Annotated in this window: 19 protein-coding genes and 2 tRNA genes; 16 read left to right on the forward strand and 5 right to left on the reverse strand. The window is 45.4% G+C overall.

What is annotated here, in order from left to right; genetic code table 11:
• Positions 1–46 precede the first annotated feature (46 nt).
• Positions 47–412: a hypothetical protein gene (locus tag IE103_RS17265; protein ID WP_189347553.1), complete on the forward strand. Its 366-nt coding sequence runs from the start codon at positions 47–49 to the stop codon at positions 410–412.
• A gap of 84 nt (positions 413–496) precedes the next feature.
• Here the strand turns inward: IE103_RS17265 and IE103_RS17270 are convergent, their stop codons facing one another.
• A complete protein-coding gene (locus tag IE103_RS17270; protein ID WP_189347555.1) occupies positions 497–1,408 on the reverse strand; it encodes a 1-aminocyclopropane-1-carboxylate deaminase/D-cysteine desulfhydrase in 912 nt (303 codons plus the stop codon).
• A 96-nt stretch (positions 1,409–1,504) separates the two neighbouring features.
• Between IE103_RS17270 and IE103_RS17275 the strand changes: the two genes are divergently transcribed.
• The 8 genes from IE103_RS17275 (at position 1,505) to IE103_RS17310 (ending at position 10,318) form a co-directional block, all read left to right on the forward strand.
• Positions 1,505–2,173 carry a GGDEF domain-containing protein gene (locus IE103_RS17275; protein WP_189347557.1) on the forward strand — a complete coding sequence of 223 codons (669 nt, stop codon included), beginning with the start codon at positions 1,505–1,507 and terminating at the stop codon, positions 2,171–2,173.
• Between the two features lie 133 nt (positions 2,174–2,306).
• Positions 2,307–4,283: a CocE/NonD family hydrolase gene (locus IE103_RS17280; protein WP_189347559.1), complete on the forward strand. Its 1,977-nt coding sequence runs from the start codon at positions 2,307–2,309 to the stop codon at positions 4,281–4,283.
• A gap of 166 nt (positions 4,284–4,449) precedes the next feature.
• Positions 4,450–6,141: an HD-GYP domain-containing protein gene (locus IE103_RS17285; protein ID WP_189347560.1), complete on the forward strand. Its 1,692-nt coding sequence runs from the start codon at positions 4,450–4,452 to the stop codon at positions 6,139–6,141.
• A 17-nt stretch (positions 6,142–6,158) separates the two neighbouring features.
• Positions 6,159–7,454 carry a bifunctional diguanylate cyclase/phosphodiesterase gene (locus IE103_RS17290; RefSeq protein ID WP_189347562.1) on the forward strand — a complete coding sequence of 432 codons (1,296 nt, stop codon included), beginning with the start codon at positions 6,159–6,161 and terminating at the stop codon, positions 7,452–7,454.
• 94 nt (positions 7,455–7,548) lie between these two features.
• The gene (locus IE103_RS17295; RefSeq protein WP_189347564.1) at positions 7,549–8,457 is read left to right on the forward strand and encodes a methylglyoxal synthase; all 909 of its coding nucleotides are present in this window, start codon (positions 7,549–7,551) and stop codon (positions 8,455–8,457) included.
• Positions 8,458–8,575: 118 nt separating this feature from the next.
• Positions 8,576–9,061 carry a phage regulatory CII family protein gene (locus tag IE103_RS17300; protein ID WP_189347566.1) on the forward strand — a complete coding sequence of 162 codons (486 nt, stop codon included), beginning with the start codon at positions 8,576–8,578 and terminating at the stop codon, positions 9,059–9,061.
• A 91-nt stretch (positions 9,062–9,152) separates the two neighbouring features.
• Positions 9,153–9,752: a chromate transporter gene (locus tag IE103_RS17305; RefSeq protein ID WP_189347568.1), complete on the forward strand. Its 600-nt coding sequence runs from the start codon at positions 9,153–9,155 to the stop codon at positions 9,750–9,752.
• Entirely contained in the window at positions 9,749–10,318 is a 570-nt protein-coding gene (locus tag IE103_RS17310) for a chromate transporter (RefSeq protein ID WP_189347570.1), read from the forward strand. The genes IE103_RS17305 and IE103_RS17310 overlap by 4 nt, the downstream gene beginning before the upstream one ends.
• Here IE103_RS17310 and IE103_RS17315 read toward each other — a convergent pair whose 3' ends face one another.
• The gene (locus IE103_RS17315) at positions 10,319–11,668 is read right to left on the reverse strand and encodes an ATP-binding protein (protein WP_189347571.1); all 1,350 of its coding nucleotides are present in this window, start codon (positions 11,666–11,668) and stop codon (positions 10,319–10,321) included.
• A gap of 8 nt (positions 11,669–11,676) precedes the next feature.
• The gene (locus IE103_RS17320; RefSeq protein ID WP_189347573.1) at positions 11,677–12,399 is read right to left on the reverse strand and encodes a response regulator; all 723 of its coding nucleotides are present in this window, start codon (positions 12,397–12,399) and stop codon (positions 11,677–11,679) included.
• Between the two features lie 301 nt (positions 12,400–12,700).
• Here IE103_RS17320 and IE103_RS17325 point away from each other — a divergent pair, with 301 nt between their 5' ends.
• Positions 12,701–13,300, forward strand: a complete 600-nt coding sequence (locus tag IE103_RS17325; protein ID WP_189347575.1) for a Spy/CpxP family protein refolding chaperone — start codon at positions 12,701–12,703, stop codon at positions 13,298–13,300.
• 131 nt (positions 13,301–13,431) lie between these two features.
• Complete coding sequence (locus IE103_RS17330; protein ID WP_189347577.1) at positions 13,432–14,493, forward strand: M29 family metallopeptidase; 1,062 nt, start codon at positions 13,432–13,434, stop codon at positions 14,491–14,493.
• 25 nt (positions 14,494–14,518) lie between these two features.
• Here the strand turns inward: IE103_RS17330 and IE103_RS17335 are convergent, their stop codons facing one another.
• On the reverse strand, positions 14,519–14,731 hold the full coding sequence (locus tag IE103_RS17335) for a SlyX family protein (protein ID WP_189347579.1): 213 nt from the start codon (positions 14,729–14,731) through the stop codon (positions 14,519–14,521).
• Between the two features lie 153 nt (positions 14,732–14,884).
• Here IE103_RS17335 and IE103_RS17340 point away from each other — a divergent pair, with 153 nt between their 5' ends.
• The 5 genes from IE103_RS17340 (at position 14,885) to IE103_RS17360 (ending at position 18,729) form a co-directional block, all read left to right on the forward strand.
• Positions 14,885–15,298 carry a GtrA family protein gene (locus IE103_RS17340; RefSeq protein WP_189347581.1) on the forward strand — a complete coding sequence of 138 codons (414 nt, stop codon included), beginning with the start codon at positions 14,885–14,887 and terminating at the stop codon, positions 15,296–15,298.
• Positions 15,299–15,435: 137 nt separating this feature from the next.
• Positions 15,436–16,227, forward strand: coding sequence for a hypothetical protein (locus IE103_RS17345; protein WP_189347583.1), 792 nt, complete (start codon positions 15,436–15,438; stop codon positions 16,225–16,227).
• 144 nt (positions 16,228–16,371) lie between these two features.
• The gene (locus IE103_RS17350) at positions 16,372–18,429 is read left to right on the forward strand and encodes a tetratricopeptide repeat-containing diguanylate cyclase (protein ID WP_189347585.1); all 2,058 of its coding nucleotides are present in this window, start codon (positions 16,372–16,374) and stop codon (positions 18,427–18,429) included.
• Between the two features lie 113 nt (positions 18,430–18,542).
• Positions 18,543–18,618, forward strand: a tRNA-Val gene (locus IE103_RS17355).
• A 34-nt stretch (positions 18,619–18,652) separates the two neighbouring features.
• Positions 18,653–18,729: transfer RNA gene (locus IE103_RS17360), tRNA-Asp, on the forward strand.
• A gap of 186 nt (positions 18,730–18,915) precedes the next feature.
• On the opposite strand, the gene IE103_RS17365 is transcribed toward IE103_RS17360, so the two are convergent.
• Positions 18,916–19,824 (reverse strand): recombination-associated protein RdgC, encoded by a 909-nt coding sequence (locus tag IE103_RS17365; RefSeq protein WP_189347587.1) that lies wholly within the window; start codon positions 19,822–19,824, stop codon positions 18,916–18,918.
• Between the last annotated feature and the right edge of the window lie 197 nt (positions 19,825–20,021).

A 20,021-nucleotide genomic window follows, 5' to 3' on the forward strand; every position in this document is an offset into this window, starting at 1 on the left:
CTAAAAGGGCGAATTATTCGCCCTTTTTTATTTGAGAAATTGAATCATGAATAAAGCAGAAGCGATCCAAATTGCCAATGAATCCTTACGGGCAAATGCATTGAATGAGGGAAACACGCAATTTTCTCAGTTGGTTCGTTATGTCAGTGACGAGGGATGGTGGTTGAATATTCCGCTGGCGAATTTTCGTAAAGAAAATCATTTTTTACTGTGTAGTGAAAAAGCCAGAATGATTCGTCATCTGATGTTAAAGCCAAATTGCATTTTGAGTCCCGCAACCAAATTTCGCGTGAAAGATGGCGTCGCGGATGTTTTTATCTCCGCAGCGAATCCTCGCAAGTTGGTTGATGTACTACAAGGCGGTAGCAAATATAGCTTTAATAAACATTTGATCGACGAGCATCGTTTTTAGAATCAATTCGTTGTTTGGTGGAAGGCGATTAAACAAACGTATTCGTATTTTTGATTCGACGTATGCAAGTTGATGTTGATCTCGTTAAGTCGAAGTCAAGTCGAAGCCTCGATTTCCTTGCAAGCCGCCAGTGTGAATCGCAATTACTTTCTCTCCTTCTTTAAAGTGCTTGCTCAGACTCAATTGATGTAAGGCGTAAAACATTTTTCCGGTGTAGACAGGCTCCAAAGGAATATCGGTTTCAGCAGTAAATTGCTTGCAAAAATGAACTAATGTTGGCGACACTTTGGCGAATCCACCGTGGGTGAACTGGTGCAAAATCTCAAAGTTATCGAAGTGAATGTTGTCTGCCGCCAGTAATAATTGTTGAACGTCAGATTTTAAATAGCTGGCATTTTGTACTGCTGCAATTCCAATCACCCGACCGCGGTTGCGCATACCCTTGACGATGCCTGCTAGCGTGGCACCAGTCCCGCACGCAAGTATGATTGTGTCTGGTATCCAATCGAGCTCATCAATTAGTTCAGCGACCCCACGTACTGCTTCGGCGTTACTGCCACCTTCAGGCAGCCAAGAATACTCTGCTGGATCAGCCTCTATCCACTTTTGCCAGTAGTTCGGGTTGTGACGCAATTCGCGATAATCCAACCTGGACAGAAAATGTAGTCGCATCCCTAAGTTCTGACAATCTTGTAAGGTCGCGCTCAAGCCAGTTTGATTATTGGGGACTAGGCCTCGAACTAAACCAGTGGTTTTTAATCCGAGCAGATGTCCGGCATGGGCGAGTGCATGTAAATGATTTGACCATGCGCCGCCCATCGAAATTAAGTTTGCGCGCTGAAGTAAGGCCGCCGATAAAGGATATTTGAGTTTTCGGAATTTGTTACCGGATACTTGCGGGTGCAGCAAATCGTCACGCTTCACCCATAGTTCGATACCTGGAAAAAGTTGACTCTCGATTATCTGTAGCGGTGATGAATACGACAGAAAATGCATAGTGCTTGCTGAACGTCTTTAAAGTGGCTATTGTAAGCCCAATTATTGAGCGCACTTGGCTCAATAGCGCGAATTTGATATTTGATTAATCAATCCATGAGTGCGAATCGCATGCCAAGAAATACCAAACAAACTATTCCTTTTGCTCAGCAACAATTGCTTGAAGCGATAGCACAAATCAAAGAAGGAAGTAGCAGGGAAGATGTGCTGCCAAAGTTAGAAGCGGTAATGACGCAATTGCAAACTTTGGTCACACATGATCATTTGACTGGCGCGCTAAACCGCAACACGCTAATCGAACGGCTCGATGCAGAGTTGCAGCGTTCACAGAGGACCGGACACACTTTTACAGTGGCGATCATTGGTGTGGATCGTTTACCTGAAATTATGGAAAAGCATGGCCAAGATGTGACTAAGCGTATTTTGCAAGTGCTAACACACGAGGCCTTGCAGGTTTTACGCAGCCTCGATTCTTTTGGGCGTATTGGTGCGACCGAGTTTGCGATCGTGATGCCGACTACTTGGCTGGATCAAAGCGTGAAAGCGATGGCGCGCTTAAAACAGAAAATGGGTGAATTTGATTGGGCCGAACTGGCGCCTGAATTAGAGATCAGTTTTTGTACAGGGCTGACCGCCAACTCTCCTGGCGATAGCGCAGAAAAAGTTCTCGCGCGTGCTGATCAAGCTTTGCGTCAAGCTCGACTGCAAGGTGTCAACTCGGTATTCCAGGTCGAAGCCGACTTACCGGATTATAAACCCGACTAAACGCGCGTTTGATCTAGATCATGTCGTCACACTGGTGTGTGCAATGAACTTATTTCGATAAGCGACGGTCAGATAAGACGACATTATTTGTTCTCAGTCTCGACTCACTTTTTCGTTCTTGAAAGGTTGCTTGATGAAACTCCGCACCCCTAGCTTATTGTTCCTTGCTTTGTTTTGTGGCGCTTTAGGCGCGCAAGTGTCGACTACCGCACATGCCACGACTACAAATTCGACTACAAATCTTACCAATCTTGCGGCGCAAGATGAAAAAGAGAGTCCTGCACAGAGGGCAGAATACATTCGTAAAAATTATACAAAATACGAATACCGTATTCCGGCTCGCGATGGCAAATTATTGTTTACTTCAATTTATGTTCCTAACGATGCCAGTGCGAGTAAGCCTTATCCTATCTTGCTAGTCCGCACACCTTACACCGTCGCACCTTACGGCACGGACAAATACAAAACACGCTTAGGCCCAACTTTTGAGTACGAAAAAGAAGGCTTCATTTTTGCCTTCCAAGATGTGCGTGGGAAAAATATGTCGGAAGGTGAATTTGTGAATATGCGTCCGCATATCAGCAAAAAAACAAGTAAAAATGATGTCGATGAAAGTAGTGACACCTACGATACGATTGATTGGTTGGTAAAGAACCTACCTGCGAATAACGGCAAAGTCGGGCAGTGGGGGATTTCTTATCCTGGGTTTTATACATCGGCAGGTGCAATTGATTCACACCCTGCATTGAAGGCGGCATCGCCTCAAGCCCCGATTGCTGATTGGTTCCGTGGCGACGATATGCATAGAAATGGTGCGTTTAATGTGCAACTCGCTTTTAGTTTCTTCAGTGGATTTGGTAAACCTAGGCCAGTGCCAACCGATGTTAATAATGATCGCGGCTTTGATTGGGGCGTGCCCGATGCGTATCAATTCTTTTTGGAATTAGGCTCCCTCGCCAATGCCAATACGAAGTATTTTAAAGGTGGCATTCCGTTTTGGAATGAATTGATGGAGCACCCGAATTACGATAGCTACTGGCAAGCCAAAAATTTATTGCCGCACTTGAAGAATATCAAAGCCGCGGTGATGACAGTGGGTGGTTGGTATGACACCGAAGATTTGTATGGCCCTCTTCAGACTTACAAAGCGATCGAAAAAAATAATCCAGGAATCAACAACACCTTAGTCATTGGACCGTGGGTGCATGGTGGTTGGACGAGCACTACAGGTGAAAAAATTGGCGATGCCAATTTTGGCTTTAAGACTGCATACAGCTATCAACCGATCGAATTCGCTTTCTTCAAACATCATTTGAAAGGCGGTAGCAAGCCAGCCTTGCCAGAAGCATGGATTTTTGAAACGGGAGCGAATCGTTGGCGTAGTTTTGATAGTTGGCCGCCAGCAAATACGCAAACCAAGTCTTTGTACTTCCAAGCGGATGGTAAGCTTAGTTTTAATATGCCGCAGGATACTTCCTTAAGTTTTGATGAGTACATCAGCGACCCAGCGAAACCAGTGCCTTATACGACCGAGATTGGTAATCGTTGGAGTAATCAATACGTCGCTATGGATCAGCGTTTCGCTAGCAGTCGCCCCGATGTCTTGACTTATCAAACCGAGGTGTTGGAGCGTGATGTAACTTTTGCAGGGCCGTTAGAAGCATCTCTGTTTGTCAGCACGACAGGTAGTGATGCGGATTTTGTTGTGAAGTTGATTGATGTTAATCCGAACAAAATGGATAGCGCAGTGGGTGAGCCGAATCGTGGTGCGCAACAGACCTTGGTGCGTGGTGAACCGTTTAGAGCACGTTTCCGTGATAGTTTCGAGCACCCAAAAGCGATGCAGCCAAATGAAGTACATGCGGTTAAATTTGCCATCAATGACGTGATGCACACCTTTAAACGTGGTCACCGCATCATGATTCAAGTGCAATCGTCTTGGTTCCCTTTCATTGATCGCAATCCACAAAAGTATGTGGATAATATTTATCAAGCAAAGGATAGCGATTTCATTAAGGCCAATCACCGTTTGTACCGTGGTGCGGGTAAGTTAAGTCGTTTGCAAGTTCAAGTCTTGCCTGCATTGGATGAAGGTATTCAAGCAAAATAATTCGCTTCTTTCTGTAGGAAAAAACCCGCAATTATCGAGAAATTGCGGGTTTTTTTTCGCCCATCTCACGCCTAGTGAAATAAACTCGTTATGATTAGGTCTATATGCAAAATTATGCAGAATAATTTTGTGTCGAACTTCAATTATTTAAAAAAGTGATGGGCTTGTGAGTACTCAGACGTATCAATTATGTGAAGCATTACGCATACGCATTGATGATCTACGTTTGGGAATGTTTGTTACTGAATTGGATAGGCCATGGGCACAAACCCCGTTCATGCTACAGGGCTTTCTGCTGAGCGATGCTTTGGATCTTCAAACGCTACAAGGTCTAGTTAAAGAGCTGGTCATTGATCCGCGCCGTAGTAATGAGCACGCGCTTGTTCATCTACCTTATGAGCGTTTGTATGAGTTGCGCACTTATGATGAAGTGCAAGCTAATCCGCGTAATGCACTTGGGCATCGGGTAGAGATCGATCAGCAGCAAGGGCAATTGGATCGTGTGGTCGCTTGGCTACATAAAAAATTTATCAAATCCGATTATGTGGCGACGCGTCGGCTACGTCATCACCATAAAAAAACTTTGCATCATCGAAGAGTGCATAGTCATCCTGCGCCCGAGTTAGCGCAAATCGAAGCGGAAACCCATCTGCATGAGACGGCAGCGGATGCATTAATGCGAACCCATACTGGAGCAAGCAAACAATTTGCATCAATGATGCAGGGGATGGAACCACGTGAAGCAAGCCAAGCAGATCTAAACTGGTGGGAACGTTGGTTGCGTTGGAGTCAGTATGGTCGGCATTTGCATCGTTCCTTGTGGACGCGCCCTAAGCATCAAAGAAAAAAAGCGCATCGTCCCGACTATATTCCCGAAGATATTCATCTGGTGCACTACCGCGATCAACGCAGTATGGCAGAGGAGCTAGCGCGCGCGCGCGAAGTGATTGAGAAGGCTGATAGTTTGATTAGCAATCTCCATCAAGATTTAAGAAGCATGCAATCTTTGGAATTAAAAGAAGTTTTACCGACGGTACAAATTTTGACTGACAGCGTGATTTCTAACCCTTCTGCCATGATGTGGTTATTGAAAATGCGTTCTGAAAACGTGAATGTTGTCTCGCACGCGTTGAAAGTCTCTGTCTATATGCTGACCTTGGGAAGGCATATTGGGTTTTCTAAATCGCAGTTGGTGGAGCTCGGATTTATTGGTTTGTTATTGGATATCGGTAAGTTGGAGATACCAGAAGCTTTGCTCAAAAAGCCAAGTAAGTTGTCGCCCGCTGAGGCGTCGATAATACAAACGCATGTCGATGCCAGCATCTCTTTGCTAGAGGCGCAAGAGCCTTTAAGTCCGAATGTCAAAATGGGCATTAACCAGCATCATGAACGTATGGATGGTAGCGGTTATCCACGTGGCTTAGCTGGTGCAGAAATTAGTATTTTTGGCAGAATGGCCGCGATTGCAGATAGCTTTGCGGCGATGACTTCAGCCCGACCCTATGGTGAAATTCGCTCATCATTTGATGCGATGAAAGAATTGTTCAGAATGGCGCAAGGCCAGTTGCATGCGCCCTTGGTGGAAGAATTCGTGCAAGCGATAGGCATATTTCCGGTTGGCAGTTTGATTCAGCTAAGCACTGGCGAAGTGGCGATTGTGTTGGAACATAACAAAATACGTCGACTAGACCCCAAAGTGTTGATCTTGACGCGTGCTGACAAGAGTCTGTTAGAAAAACCATTGATGTTTGATTTGATGCGGCAAGATTTGGTCGGTGACGCTGAGCGCATCAGTATTTTGCGCGGTTTGCCCGATGGCGCTTACGGCATCGTTTGTCATGACTTCTACCGCGCTTGAAGAAAGAATCGCTTGCTATGTTAATCGGCCAAAAACACGCATTGATTGAAAGTCTTGATGAATTTATGTCGACCTTGGAGACAGAAATTCAACAGCTTGATGATTCTCATATGGTTGCGGTATTGGTCTTGTCTTTACAACGTAGCGATCGTTTGCAAGCTTTGCTAAATGCACATTATGCGCAAATTGTGAAAGCACATTTTTGTGAGGCCATATTGCCTAGTTTGCGTGCGAAAGATCGGTTTGTGTTTGCAACCGAAAACGAGTGTTGGTTCATTTTGCCGCATTTGAGTTCCGAGGCCTTGGCAGTGTTAGCCGGACATCGCCTTTTAAATGCCTTGAGCTCACCAATCAATATCGAATCACACACCATTTTTTTTCATCCCAGTCTTGGGATTGCATGTGCGCCGCTTCATGCTAAATCCGCAGTAGAGTTGGTACGCAATGCGGAGTTGGCATTGCGCAATGCGCAGTCCAATAATTTACGCTTCGATTTAGCTCGCGTGACGCACGATCAACGGCATGGCCCCGATGATTTACCGCGCGCGATAAAACAAGTATTAGACGACAACGCTTTAGAAATCCGTTATCAACCCAAAGTTGATTTGCGCTCTAAGAGCATCAAGTCGGTCGAGGCTTTGGTGCGATGGCCATCCGACCATGCGCAACGTGTCGCCACCAATTTATTGATTGATACAGCAGAACAATTTGGTTTGATTGAGCAGTTGACCATCCAAGTTTTTAATAAGGTTTTGCAAGAGGCTGCTGATTGGCAAGTGCAGGGTTTGCAAGTGGTAGTTTGGATTAATTTGTCGGCACGCTTACTGGCAATGGAACAGTTGCCGCGAGTATTGGAGCGTTTGCTACAGGTTTGGAATATGCCTGCAACGTCGGTCGGACTTGAGGTTACAGAGAGCGCGTTTATTCATGATATCGAGCATACGACTGCGCTCTTGTTTGAGTTAAAAAATTTAGGTTTTCGTTTATCGATTGATGATTTTGGTACCGGGTATTCATCACTCGCCTATCTGCGTCGCTTCCCCATTGATGAATTAAAAGTTGATCGTGTTTTTGTGCAGGGAATGTTCAGTTCGCAAGCGGACAAGCAAATCGTTCAAAGTATTATTGGCTTAGCACACAATTTTGGCTTATCGGTAGTCGCCGAAGGTGTTGAGCAAGAATCAACCTTGAATGCGCTGCGTTCAATGGGCTGTGATGAGATTCAAGGATTCTATTTTGCACAGCCAATGCCCGCGCAAGAGTTGATTATTTGGTGTGAAGAATTTAGGCGCCAAGGTGCAGCAAGATTGTAAGTTGTTGAATGTCTGTACAGCACATCATTATTGAGCTTTTTGTTAGAGAGATTCTTAGAAAATTAGTCGTAAAATAAATTAGAGAATGATCACCATGGATACTGCCTTAGTCTCAACTAGACCACGTTTGCGGATAGGCCTAATCGCGAATCGGGCACATCAAGACGCGCCTGATTCGGCATTGGTTCAACTGTTTCAGCGCGCCAAAAAATCGATACAAGCCTTGGATATTGAATGGGTCGTGGTCGGACGGACTTTGGACGCAATCCAAACTCACGGATTAACGACGCTTTGTCAGCAGCATGTGCGATTTCCGTATGGTCGAGAAGGTGGTTTGATGAAGTTGGTCGCACATGTGGTTAACAGCGATCCGCATAATTCGATTGATGCCGTCATCTATCTGATTGATCCGGTCGATCACTCTTCTATTTTTCCAGAAGCATTGGCGCTAAAAAGGCAGTGTGTTATTCATCGAAAGCCATTTTTATCGACGCTTGCTGCTGCATGTGAGTGGTTGGAGTTAGAGGCGCTTGCGCAGGGTGATCGTGATCACGTTGGCGACGGCGTAGGATTGAATTTGTCACAAGAGAGTATCGCGCTAATCGCTCACGATGCGCTTAAACAAAATATGTTGCAGATCGCAGAAAAACATTTTGCTTTGTTGGATCAATTTGCGTATCGCTATGCTACTGGAACAACGGGTTCCCTGCTCAATCAATTGGCGCAAAAAATCAAGGGTGAGCAGGCCGGACGTAATTGGGTGAAACCCTTTTTATCGGGGCCTATGGGCGGCGATGCGCAAATCGCAGAACTAGTTTTAGATAAGCAAATACGACGAATTTTGTTTTTGGAAGATCCACATGTTGCGCGTCAACACGAGGCGGATATTCAGCTACTAGAGCGTGCTGCGCGAACTGTGACCGACTTTGCTTTAGTGATCAGCGATGGTGAGGGCAGTGATCGTTGGTTACGTTTGTTGAATGAACGCCTAAAACTAGTCTAGATTGCAAGACTTGGTTATTTGGATATTCATTCGGTACAATGCAAGATCTGCTCGCCATGGTGCGAGCGATTTTGTTTTTAGATAATTCATACATTACTGTATTTCGAAAGAAAAGATTATGACACGCCGCTATTCGGATATGAATCAACACGACGCTTTGTACAAGGTTGCCCGCGCTTATCCCGGCGGTTTGGATGCCTTGGCTGCGCGTATGCAAATGTCGGTGAATGTGTTGCGAAATAAATTGGCGCCAGGGATAGAAACACATTATCCATCTTTTGAAGAGACGTCCGTCATTATTAGTTTGTGTCATGAAGCTGGTGTTAAGGATGCATTGCTACCTTTGCACGCGATGTTGGCACGTCATGGCATGGCTGGATTTATCGTGCCAGAACCGCAAGAATTTACCGATGATGATTTATCGCAAACCGTTTGTCGCGTGATGAGTCAAGTGGGTAATGCTGCTGAAGCAGTATCGGAAGCGATGATGGATAGAGTGATTACTAGCATGGAAGCGGATTTGATTGAACGAGAGTTTCAGTCTGCCTTGACCGCAATTGGCGAGTGGCGTGCAAGAATTCGTCAGCACCACAAGACTAGCTAATACAGCATTTTTAAACCCCACAATCCATCGCAACATTTTGTCGGTCGTCTAGCGCAATTTCGGTGACTCTGCCCGAGCACCAATGTAAACCATGTCGGAACAGCCATCACATACAGCAGCAAATCAGCCGCGCTCGCGTGCTGACTTATTTTGGTCGTTCACAATGCTTGCGATGCAAGGATTCGGTGGTGTGGTGGCGATTGTGCAACGTGAATTAGTCGATAAAAAACGTTGGATGACCCGTGAGGAGTTCGTCGAGGAGTGGGCCGTAGCGCAGGTGATGCCTGGGCCGAACGTCGTCAACTTAGCAATGATTATCGGCAATCGTTTTTTCGGTCTCGCCGGCGCTTTATGTGCGCTAGCTGGGATGTTGTGTTTTCCTTTGATACTATTGCTACTGGTCGTCATTTTGTATGGCCAAGTGGCACACCATCCGGCAGTTGCCGGAGCCTTGCGCGGCATGAGTGCAGTTGCCGCTGGAATGATCATCGCTAGTGGCTTGCGCTTGTTACCTGTGTTGAAGACCCATCCACTTGGGGTATTTGGCGCTGGCTTGATTGCCTGTCTGAGTTTTATGGCGATTGCGTTTTTGCGTATTCCGTTGTTTTTTGTTCTACTGACGTTCGGTAGTATTTCTATGGGGCTGGTGTATCGCCACTTACAACGTCTCTCAAGGCCGCCTTCGCCATGACACAGTTGACCTACTTAGACTGGCTACAATTCTTCTCGCATTTTTTAATGTTGTCCTTGTTGTCGGTTGGCGGTGCGGTATCGACTTTGCCGGAAATGCATCGCTATCTCGTCACGCAACAGGCATGGATGAGTGAAGCGCAATTCAATGCCTCTGTCGCATTAGCACAAGCGGCACCAGGACCGAATGTATTGTTTGTTGCTTTAATGGGATGGCATGTGGGAGCCAATACCGGCAGTAATTGGATGGCATTATTCGGCGTGCTGATTGCCATGGTAGGAATCATTTTACCAAGTGCCACGTTGACCTTTAGTTTTGCGAATTGGAGTCACAAAAATCGCGATTTGATTTTGGTGCGTAGTTTCAAATTGGGCATGGCGCCGATCGTGATCGGTCTATTGATCGCAACAGGATGGATTATGGCAAGTGTGCCACACGAAGATATTCAGCCATGGGCGGTGTATCTCCTTACTGCCGTAGCAGCAATCGTTGTGTGGCGCACGCAAATTCATCTACTGTGGCTGTTAAGTGCGGGTGCTTTACTCGGATGGTTTGGGTTAGTTTAGTTAAGCCTTGATGGGCAGACTTAAGCGAACTTCTAAACCACCTTCGGGTAAATTGGATAGGCTGATTTTGCCGTTATGTTGTCTAGCAATATTCATGGCAATAGTTAATCCCAGCCCCGTTCCCCCTGTCTCACGCGAACGCGAAGTTTCGATCCGATAAAATGGTTCGAATACACGATTTTGCTGATCTGGCGGAATCCCATTGCCGCTATCTCTGACGCAGATGTGCAACCACTTTTGCCGAGCTTCTGTACTTTGTAATAAGTGGATTTGAGCGCGATGACCATATTTGATTGCATTGTCGATCAAATTATTCAGACAACGACGTAATGCTTGCGGTCTCGCCATGATAGTCACTTTCGACTTGTCAATTAAATTGACCTCATGTCCAGCATCGCTCGCATCAGTGCAAATGCTATCCAACAAAGAATCAATATCTAAGGCTTGCAAGCTCTCATTGCTATCCATGCTGCGTGCCAAGTCGAGACCTTCTTTTACCATCATTTGCATATTCGATAGATCACCAACTAACTTGTCATGTAGCTCATGATCATTGACTTTTTCTAAGCGTAAACGTAGGCGCGTTAGCGGGGTTTGCAAATCATGCGTAATCGCCGCCAGCATTTGTGTTCTTTGCTGGATATGATCACGAATGCGTAGTTGCATGAAATTAAAAGCACTGATCGCCTGACGAATCTCTCTTGCACCAGTTTCGATCAAAGCAGGGCGATTAATGTCTTGCCCCAAATCAGTCGCTGCTTGGGCTAGCTGTTGCAAGGGGCGAATCGTCATGCGAGACACCAATAAGGCGAGGCCAGCGATACATGCCAAAAATAGCGCCAAGTAGTAATAAGTCTCGGCTTGAATCGGTGTTGACGGTGGCTTGGCTGGAAAGATGGTTTGATGTAAGCCTGAGCCATCACTCAAAACAAAAATTAAAGCTTCGCAAGAATCGACCGGTCCACGGTCATCTGGACGAATCAGACAATTTTCTGGTGCAGGTGGCAACGGAATAATTTTAAATGATTTACTCAAACGCTCACTGAGCGCAATCCCGTAAGGTGTACTGGCTTGATATGCTGGTACATTGGTCGGAACAGGAACGACTCTTAAGCCAAAGCGATGAATCGCTTTGAGTAAGCCCTCGCGATTCGCCGCAGGCAAATCATCAATCGCATGAATCAATTGCTCGGCATGTTTAGCACGATCGGCGCGATACGAGCTACGTTCATTACTAATACTATTTTGGCGTTCACCAAAAGCTAACCACCAAGTTAGCGCAGCAGAACAAAGAATGCCCAATAACAGAACAGAAAATATGCGAACCGAAATTGTGTCAAAGCGTTTCATGTGTTGGCTTACAGTTCAGAGTTAACGTTGACAGTAAGAACATAGCCGCCATTACGCACTGTTTTGATAATTTGTGGAGAGCGCGCATCCTCACCCAGTTTTTGTCGTAAGCGACTAATTTGAATATCAATCGAACGATCAAACGGATCTGCATCGCGTCCCTGTGTCATGTTCAACAATTGGTCACGATTGAGCACCGTATTAGGTTGATCCAGGAAGATGTTCAATAATCGATACTCTGAGCCGGATAAGGCAATCACGCGATTGTCAGGACTGATTAAGTGTCGTGCGATTAAATCTAAAGTCCATTCGCCAAACTTTAATTTTTGTGGCTTATTTATATCGCCATGTTCGCCGTTCGCTTGTGTGCGACGTAACACACTACGGATACGGGCTAATAATTCGCGAGGTTCAAATGGTTTGGGCAGATAATCGTCCGCCCCCATTTCTAATCCTAAAATGCGATCGAGTGGTTCGCTACGTGCGGTCAGCATCACAACAGGGATAGCTGATTTTGCGCGCAAATTACGGCATAAGGTTAAGCCATCCTCACCCGGTAAATTGAGATCCAAGACGATCAGATCAACCGTTTGTTTTTCCAAGCACGCCCACATACCCGCGCCATCTCCCGCAGTGAGGGTGGTGTAACCATGCGTTTCTAAGTAATCCGCCAGTAAGCTGCGGATTTCACGATCATCGTCAACGATTAGAAGTGTATTTTGCGTATCCATAGCCATATTATTGATCAAGCTCTCTTGCTGTGCATAGAATTCGATAGAGAGATTTGTATCGACTTGTTATTGCGCGCAAAAATTGAAACAAACTGAAACATGCGGATCGAGAATTGCTAGGTCGGTTACATCGAGAAACACTGTTTGTACACAGTGACATTTACTTCTTACAAATTCAGCGCACTATGTGAATCATGAGCTCGGCGTAGTGAATTGAATCAAACAAATTTTTTAAGCGTCGATGCCATTGAGTAATACCGAAAATTTTAAGTGAAATTTCATTCAAAAAGGATAGATCATCATGAAACTTTTAAAAAATACAATCGCACTTAGTCTCACTGCTGCGACTTTATTGCTTGGTGCTGGAGTCTACGCGCAGCAAAAAAGTGATGTGACGAATGCCGCATCGACTGCGAATGCGCCAAATCGTTCTGCAGAACAAGGCAAGCGCATGCAGCAACGACATCAAGCAATGCAAGCGGGCATGGAAAAACATCGCGCTCGCTTGCATGAGCAATTAAAATTGACGCCACAACAAGAAGGCGCTTGGACCACATTTATGGATGCGACTAAACCACGACAAGCGCCTATGTCGGACGCCGCTAAAGCTGAGCGACAAGCAATGGTGTCGATGAACGCGCCAGAACGTATGGAAAAAATGCTAGGACATGCAAAAGATCGATTGGCGCGCATGCAGCAACATTTGGATGCGTTAAAGACTTTTTATGCAGTATTGACACCAGAACAGCAAAAGATTTTTGATGCTAGTCACCAACGTATGCAGCATCGTATGAAAATGCGTATGCATGAAGGCAAGCAACATCGTATGCAAGGACGAATGCACGAAGCTGGACATATGCCAAGTCACGCAGAATCTATGCCAGCAAAGACGTCGAAATAATCAAACTTGTGTGAAATAGTTGCGTAATCTCGCGGTAGGTAGATGACTATCCGATAAAATGGAGGCTTAGCTGAACTAGCCTCCATTTTTCTTAGCCCTGTTTTGTGTTAGCGCAGAACGGTCGTGATGACATGACTATCCTTAATTTAAATTGCAGTGAGAATCCGATTGTGAATTTGCCAGCATCTGCTGTTGCGGAGGCGGCGGGGCATGTAAAACAAATTGTGCAGACTTGTTTTTCTCATTCATCGCAGCATAAAGCGGTGGTCGTTTATGATTTGCGTAGTGATTTAGCCATCGCGTTGACGGATGCCTATCGACAAGCCTTACCAGAGGCTGAGTTCATCCATTTTGACACGCACAGTGCCGAGCAGGTGATGGCATGTTTAAACGCCCTCGCGGCGGGCGATCTGGTTGTATTAGTACAAACGACAAATTTCCGTATGGATGCTTATCGAGTTCGGGTCGAACTCTTCAAGCGTGATTTGAAAGTGATTGAACATCCGCACTTGGGACGCATGCCAGCAGAGCAAGCATTAATATATATTGATTCCTTGGCTTATGATGCGCAGTATTACCGTGGTGTTGGACGTGGTCTCAAGCAGTTAATTGACCAGGCGCCGTTTGCTGTGATCGATAGCGGTGAGGGCGCAGAGTTGGTGTATGCGAGTCCATTTGAGGATGCCAAACTCAACATCGGTGACTATACCGATATGAAAAACTGGGGCGGACAATTTCCCATAGGTGAGGTATTTACTGAGGCGAAAGATTTAGCTGCCGTCAGCGGTAAAGTCCGTATTTTTGTCTTTGGTGATACCTCATTTTCGGTCAATAAGCCAGAAAGACCGATTACCTTGGTAGTCGAGCGCGGTCAAGTTGTCGAGGTACTTGATTCCACGCCTGAATTTGACGAAGTGATCGCAAAAATCAAACACGATGAACAAGTAGTGTGGGTGCGTGAACTAGGATTCGGTTTAAATCGTAGTTTTAATCGTGAGCGCACGGTGAGTGATATCGGCACCTATGAACGGATGTGTGGGGTTCATTTATCCTTGGGTGCTAAGCATGGTATTTACGGCAAGCCGAACTTTAAGCGCGGCGATGGTAAATACCATGTCGATGTGTTTGCTGTCACAGAGTCTGTTCGTCTAGGTGAGCAGATTGTATTTAAAGACGGTGCGTGGGTGGTGTAGCCTTGTGATTGTTGCGTTGTTCGCGTCAATAATGGGGCGGACGTTCATCGACTGGCATTTGACGTTGGCTGGCAGCGACTGCAACTTCACGCAATCGAGCAGCTAGAGCGTGACAGAGTTTTTCAAGTTCATCGATTTTTTTCTGCTGTTGATAAACCTGAGTATTGAGGGTTTCAACTAAATCATCTTGGCGACTGAGGCGAATTTCTAAGTCTATCAATCTTTCTTCGACGTGCATGCTTTATCCTAATCTGGTGCTGTGATATAAGTGTTCATTCTAGCGCATACCCGCTTATATCTGCTTTAGATCATCGGTATTTCTCGAATTTGAAAGCGACCTTTGCTTTAGCCGAATTAGATATTTCTAACCTTGTTTCAATCTTATCTCTTGATGAAAAAGCTCATTCATAGCCCTGCCTTTCAACAATTTTTACGCTTCGCTTTGGTTGGTTTATCCGGAACTGGGGTGCAGTATTTGAGCATACAAATCGCAGTGGTGACTGAATTTGCGGTGTTGGATAAAGCACCCGCTGTGACTGGCTCGGCCATTGGTTATTTGCTTGGCTCGTTGGTCAATTACATTTTGAATTATTTTTTTACTTTTGATAGTGGTAAGTCGCATGTCGAAGCAGCTAGCAAATACTTTGGTGTGCTTGCTGTGGGCTGGGGCATTAATTTTGGCTTGATGAGCTTGCTGGTTGAGCATTGGCATATCTGGCATTGGTATGCACAGATATTTACTACGGGTTTCGTATTGTGTTGGAACTTTGCTGGTAGCAAGTTGTGGGCATTTAAGGATCGCTAGGGCTTTACTATTGAAGCCGTCACAAATGCAACGAAATGGCAGTATCCAATCCGCAGTAGAATCACTATCAGGTAAAATCGTGATACAGGTTTTTCACCATTCATAGAGATACACAATAGTCATGCGCGGGAGCTTGCGTGTTTAAAAATATTTTTAGTAAGCTGTTCGCGTCATCAAATCCCGCTGTAGCGGAACCGATTCCTGCCGCAGTTGCCGCTGCATCGAGTTCGCCACCATCGGCTGATGTAACTGAACAAAATCAGCAAGCTCAGCAAGATCCTTTATATGCGGTCAAACGTGGAGGAAAAGAGATTTCCTCGAAATTGTTCATGGCAATGTCGACTGAACGAGGCATACATCTCGAGTCTTTATTAAGTGCGCTGGGCGCGCTCGCTGGATACGCCTGTCAAATTAGTGTGCGCGAGATATATGTTCAGCAGCAAGGTCGACCAGTTAAAGAGACTTTTATCGTGGTGCATAGCAAGCAAAATGGCTGCACTTATTATTTTGGCGATTTATTGAATCGTCCTTTGGTTGAAAGTCGTTACTCGGTATGGTCTTTAGCTTCAGGTGCGACACAGAAGCTTGGCTTGCAGCAGCTAATTGATTTGCATGATATTTTTAAACATGTTACCAATACTTTAGGTAGCCCACATTTTGGTATTCCTCGAATCGATACAGAGCATCAAGCGAAGGAAACGCCATGGAATTATGTGAGTTTTTTGTGGCCACAATTATTCCCGCTAGCACAAAGTTTTTGTAAAAATCCGGCAGATTGGCCGATAGTGTTTGGGGTTGCTGTCCAAGAAATTCTGTTTGCTAGTAAGGATTTGATTGCACCAGAACTGGCCTTGCGTATCGTGATGGAAAGTGCGATCCCGATGTCCAAAGTTTACTTACCGGATCAAGCCGGTTTGGTGGCAACTTGAATGTCGACATGAACTGTTGCTTAGGATTTTGGTGTACCTGTACTTTCCGCAAAACAATGTTAAGATAAAGCAATATCAAGTATCTTTAGCTGTCGCCTTCATTCTCTTTTTTGCTGAATAAATTTCTAAATTTAAGGCATCTCTATGGCATACCAGCGCAATCGCATTCTCGTGAAGCTTGTGTTGTTACTCTCGTTGGGCTTAAGTTCTTCAGTCTATGCCGACCTCAAGTCGGATATGGCGCGATTAGAGACGCTTCAATTATTAATCGAAAAAGATAATCAAGCCGCACTTCAGCAGCTCAAAGAGTTTTACGCTCAGTTTAATCAACAAACGGATTATCAAGTTCGTATCGATACATTGAGAGAGCTTTCCTACGCTTACTATGATGCTGGCGATATCCCTGCTAGTGATCAAAGCCGTGCCGAAATTTTGCGTTTGGCCAAACTACAGAATGATCAAGAAACAGTCGCCTTAATGCAGCTTGATGAGGTTTTCAAGTTGCGTGATGCGGGGCAGTTTGATGCCGCAGTTGCCAAATTAGATGATATCGCCAAAGCGATTAAAGGCAGCACCAAACCAGAAAATCTAATGCGCCTTGAGATTTCGTATGGCGCCATTTATCAATCTGCCAGCAAGTTCGAGCAGGCCTTAAGTCATTACTTAGAAGCATTGCGTTTAACTGACCAGCTAAACCAGCGGAAGTCCTTATCGAAAATACGACGCTTATCAGCTTTGGCTAGTTTGTACTTAACCATGCAAAATCCTGAGAAAACTTTGGCAGTGACTAATGAAGCACTTGCATTATCTGGCGAAGTTGACTCCCCACGTTTAATTGCTTCATTAAGGCAAAGTCAAGCGATGGCGCTGGGTGATTTAAAACGTTATCCTGAAGCTTTGGTCGCCTATGAGCGCGCATTGAAGGCGGCGCAGGACGCAAATATTCCAAAGATGGAGGCGCTAATTCTGAGCAATATTGCAGATTTGCATTTGCGCACCCATAGTTTTGTTCAGGCGGAAAATATGGCGCGCAAGGCGCTCAAAAAGGCGGAGTTTATTCAAGATGAAACCTCGATTTTCAACGCTAAAGCAAATATCGGTTTTGCACTTGGTGGACAAGGCAAAATTTCACAAGCGATGGAATACCTCACTCCGGTATTGAAGCAATCAAGAGATCAAGGTGATAAGGCGGATCTTGAGGCGACGGTGGGTGAAATTAGTCGCATGTATGAGCACGCCAAAATGTATAAAGAAGCACTGGAATACACGCGTGAACAGCAAAAGTTGAGCAATGAGTTATTTCGGGCCGATCGATCTAAAACTGTCGCAGCCTTGCAAGAGCAGTTTGATGCCGATCAGCGCAAGAAACAAATTGAACTATTGGCGCGCGAAAATCAGATTAAAGATGCCGATATAAAAAATAGCCGTTTGCAGCAAATTGTGACTTTGTTGGGGGCGATGCTGACTATTATGGGCGGTATTTTCATCTATATGCTGTACCGAAAAGTGAAGCAAACCAACCAGCGCTTAGAAGAAGTGAATCAGCAACTTGAGTTTCATTCGGTGCGAGATCCATTAACCGGACTTTATAATCGTCGCTCCTTCTTGGAAATGATGAAGACGCGATCAGAAGATGTGTCGCCAGAGCGGCGCGAAGAAGATCATGAGGGTCCAGATTGCTTGATTATTATGGACATTGATCATTTCAAGCATATTAATGACACTTGGGGGCATGCCGCTGGTGACGCTGTTTTGATCGAAGTCGCAAAACGTTTGCGTAGTGCAGTGCGTGATACCGACATGACCTTGCGATGGGGCGGAGAAGAATTTCTTATATATGCACCTAAAACCAAACCAGCTTTATTAGCTTCTTTGGTAGAGCGGGTATTAAAAGTAATCGGTTCGACACCCGTTGTGGTGGGGAATAACACCATTCCTGTGACGGTTAGTGCGGGTTATATTTCATTGCCGTTCTCCGGCGTGCCGGAGTCTGCATGTAATTGGGAAAAGGCGATGCAGTTAGCGGATATGGCTTTGTACATGGGCAAAGTGAATGGACGAAATCGTGCCTATGGGCTGTTAAGCCTGTTGGTTCCGTATGAACAAGCCTTGCCCGAACTAGAACGTGATTTCTCTGCTGCGATTAAACAAGGCATGATAGAAATTGCCATAATCACCGGGCCAGTGACGAATTCAAATTGATTTTGATAAAAATGCTGAGACCCACTAGACATATTCTAAAAATGTGCCTATAATCTTGTTTCTGTCGTTGCTGATGACACAGCAAACAACTATTTGAACTAAGCAAGTTATATGGGTGCTTAGCTCAGTTGGTAGAGCGGCGCCCTTACAAGGCGTAGGTCGGGAGTTCGAGCCTCTCAGCACCCACCATCAAATAGTTAAAAAGCAGATTCGTTTCTAAAACGGAGTGGTAGTTCAGTTGGTTAGAATACCGGCCTGTCACGCCGGGGGTCGCGGGTTCGAGCCCCGTCCGCTCCGCCAAGTTGTAGGAAAAAACGCGCTAAGGCGCGTTTTTTTTCGTCTAAAGAAAACTGTCGGATCAAAATTGCTTGATAGTGCTGATTAACGTTTCAGGTAGGATGATAGTGTGTCCGATCGGTAGTGCGTAAAAACTAAAAGCCAGCTTTCGCTGGCTTTTATGTATCAGTCAATTTATCAAGAAGCTGTTTAGGCTGCTAGAGGATCGGCTAATTGGCCGCCTAAAGAGTAGACGATGTCGTCAAGCATCTTGGCGAGTTCAGAAGCCATCAATAAGAAATCAGCATCAAAGCGCTCATTTTCATCTGCTGTGCGCTGGTCTTTATCTTCATTCAAGATATCTAATGGCTTGATGCGTTTCAGCGCCAAGTTTTCAGTTAAAACGAAAGAGATTTTGTCATCCCACGTCATCGCCAACTTGGTACATTGCTTGCCAGCAGCGATGTGGCGTTGCACATCGTCTGGATCGATAGAATGTCTTACATAGCGCACTGTTGCTTTATCTTCGGTGTGAGCGCGCAACTCGGTATCTTGGTCTATGGTGAAACCTTTTGGCGCTTCATTGCCTGCGAGCCAGTCCGTCATCGCTGTTTGTGGTGATACTTTGGTGCGTAAGCTTTCCATAGGAATTTTGTCGCACTTCAATAGCAACTTAATTACTTCGTCCGCCTTGCTCGGACTGGAGCTGTCGATTACTAGCCAGCCATTGACGGGATCAATCCAAACCCAAGTCTGACGCGTGATGGAAAAGGCGCGTGGTAACAGTTCATCTGTCACGCGTTCTTTCAAGTCTTTCATGGCTTTACGACCGGGCGCGAAACCTTGTTGCTCTTCTAATTCCTTCGCGCGCGCTTTAGTGACTTGATTGATGACGGAAGAAGGCAATAATTTCTTCTCAGTTTGCAAAAGCAATAATAATTGTTGATTGACGCTGTGTACTAAGCTGTCATTGTTGCGCGGTGAGGCCCAGCCCTCGCTTTGCATGTCACCAGAGCCAGTATTGGAAAAAGACTGTGATGCTAATTGCATATTTAATTGATCAACATCGACTTTCCATGGCGCTGGAAGGCGGAAAACTTGTAAATTCTTAAACCACATGTGCAGTCCCAAAGAAGAGGAAAAGCGGCTCATTCTACACGTTCGACCGCCTTGTGTAGAAGCTTCTGTGCAGAAAATTCACAGCAAAATTTCAGAAGAGTAGTAGATTGCTATGAATGCTGATTTGCGTGAAATGAAGAAACTGCGGCGTTTTTATTTGGCGTAAGTTGGATTGCCGCAATTTAGCTGGCGTACAA

This window comes from Affinundibacterium macrobrachii (genome assembly GCF_014652415.1).
In the GTDB taxonomy this organism is placed as follows: Bacteria; Pseudomonadota; Gammaproteobacteria; order Burkholderiales; family Burkholderiaceae_D; genus Undibacterium; species Undibacterium macrobrachii.